The organism is Gammaproteobacteria bacterium (assembly GCA_033720895.1).
In the GTDB taxonomy this organism is placed as follows: Bacteria; Pseudomonadota; Gammaproteobacteria; order Natronospirales; family JAJUFS01; genus JAWWBS01.
Window position 1 is genome coordinate 1 of sequence record JAWWBS010000119.1, and the last position, 1,883, is coordinate 1,883.

Consider the following 1,883-nt stretch of genomic DNA (forward strand, 5'->3'; position numbering starts at 1 on the left):
ATGCTGCCGCCCATGCCGAAGTACACGACATCCTTGCCGAAGTACTCGTTCGACGCGGCGTTCATCGACTGGTCCAGCCACGGCGCGACTGCGGGAGCGTCCCAGCCGCTGGCGGCTGAATCGGCCTTGAAATCGGCCTTGGCACCATAGAGCGCAGGCTTTGCGGCAATGGCCTTTTCCAACGCCGCAGCTGCCTTTGGCGCATCGACCGTCGGCGGCAGGCGGAAGCTGAGTTTCAGCGTGGTGTAAGGACGCAGGGTGTTGCCGGCCATGCCGAGCTCCGGCATGCCTTCCTGGCCCGTGACGGCCAGCATCGGACGCCAGGTGTTGTTCAGGGTCAGTTCGTACGGGTCCGAGGACATCGGCTGCATGCCATCGACAAACGGCAGGCCCTGGTCGGCGCCGTCACCCATGACTTCTGCGGCATGCCTTGCTTCCGCCTTGCGGTGCTCGGGAATCTCGACATGCAGCTCCGGTACCTTGATCTCGCCGGTCTCGGTGTCTTCCAGGCGATCCAGCAATTCACGGATCACGCGGAAGGACGAGGCACCAATGCCGCTGGCCATGCCGGAGTGCACGCCCTCGGTCAGTACGTCGGCACGCAGGTTACCGACAATGTTGCCGCGCAAGGAGGTCGTCACCCAGAGCTGCTCGTAGTTGCCGCAACCGGCATCCAGGCAGACCACCAGGCTCGGTTCGCCGATACGATCCTTGAGGTGTTCGATGTATTCGGTCAGCCCCATGGAGTTGGATTCCTCGCAGCACTCGATCACGAGCACGCAGCGGGAGTGGGGCAGGCCCTGCTTCTGCAGCGCCATGATGGCGGCCAGCGAGGCATAGATGGCGTAGCCATCGTCGGCGCCGCCACGGCCGTAGAGCTTGTCGTCACGAACGACCGGCTTCCAGGGGCCGAGGCCTTCTTCCCAGCCGGTGAACTCCGGCTGCTTGTCCAGGTGGCCATACAACAGGATGGTGTCATCCTTGGCTGCGCCCTCGCCGGAACCCTCAATCTCGATGAAGATCAGCGGCGTGAAGCCATCCATCTTGACCACTTCGGCTTTCATGCCTGCCACATCCTGTTCATTCACCCAGCGCATGGCGTGCTCGACGGCCTGGTCCATGTAGCCGTGCTTTTCCCAGTCGGGATCGAAGTTGGGCGACTTGTTCGGGATCTTGATGTACTCGATCAGCTCGGGAAGGATCGAGTCGTCCCAGAGTCCGGTGATGAATTTCTCAGCCTTGGCTGCGTCCATCGTGACACTCCTTGGAGATGGGTGGGGTGGGGGGGAATTCAGGGGCCAAAGCATATCGCATGGCGCCGGGGGACTGCATCCATGGCTCATTTTCGACCAGGAGAGCGCAAGCTATTTGCATTTGCATCTAGTGTCATGCTATATGTAGATGCAAATAGTGAAGGAGCGGCGCATGAGCCTCGACCACATCCTGCTCGGCATTCTCAAGGAGCCGGCATCTGGCTACGACATCAAGCAGGAGTTTGACGATGTTTTCCGGCATTTCTGGGGCGCGGACACGTCGCAAATCTATCGGACGCTGAACCGGCTTGAGAAGGATGAAAAGCTCGAAAGCTGGACGGAACCATCGGACAAGGGGCCTGATCGACGCGTCTACCGTGCGACCGAGACCGGGCGCGCAGCACTGCTGGAGTGGCTGCACGAAGGTCCCATATTCGGCACCGAGAAATTCACCTACCTCGCGCAGGTTTTCTTCCTGGGTGAAGCGGCCAACCTGGAGCTGAGCGAGCGCTTCTTCTGTGCGCTTCGGGAACAGCTGGGTCGCACCCTCGAGGAACTCGAGGCTGCGGAAGCAGGGTGGTCGGAGGATCCGCGCTATCCGGACGAACTTCCGATCAATGAATTCCACAT

Annotated in this window: 2 protein-coding genes; one reads left to right on the top strand and one right to left on the bottom strand. The window is 61.0% G+C overall.

Going from position 1 to position 1,883, the window contains the following annotated elements:
* Positions 1 to 1,253: M20/M25/M40 family metallo-hydrolase (locus R3217_10750; GenBank protein MDX1455922.1), on the bottom strand; the 1,253-nt coding region annotated here is incomplete at its 3' end.
* A 172-nt stretch (positions 1,254 to 1,425) separates the two neighbouring features.
* On the opposite strand from R3217_10750, the gene R3217_10755 reads away from it, so the two are divergent.
* A partial coding sequence (locus R3217_10755; protein MDX1455923.1) for a PadR family transcriptional regulator occupies positions 1,426 to 1,883 on the top strand: 458 nt, incomplete at its 3' end.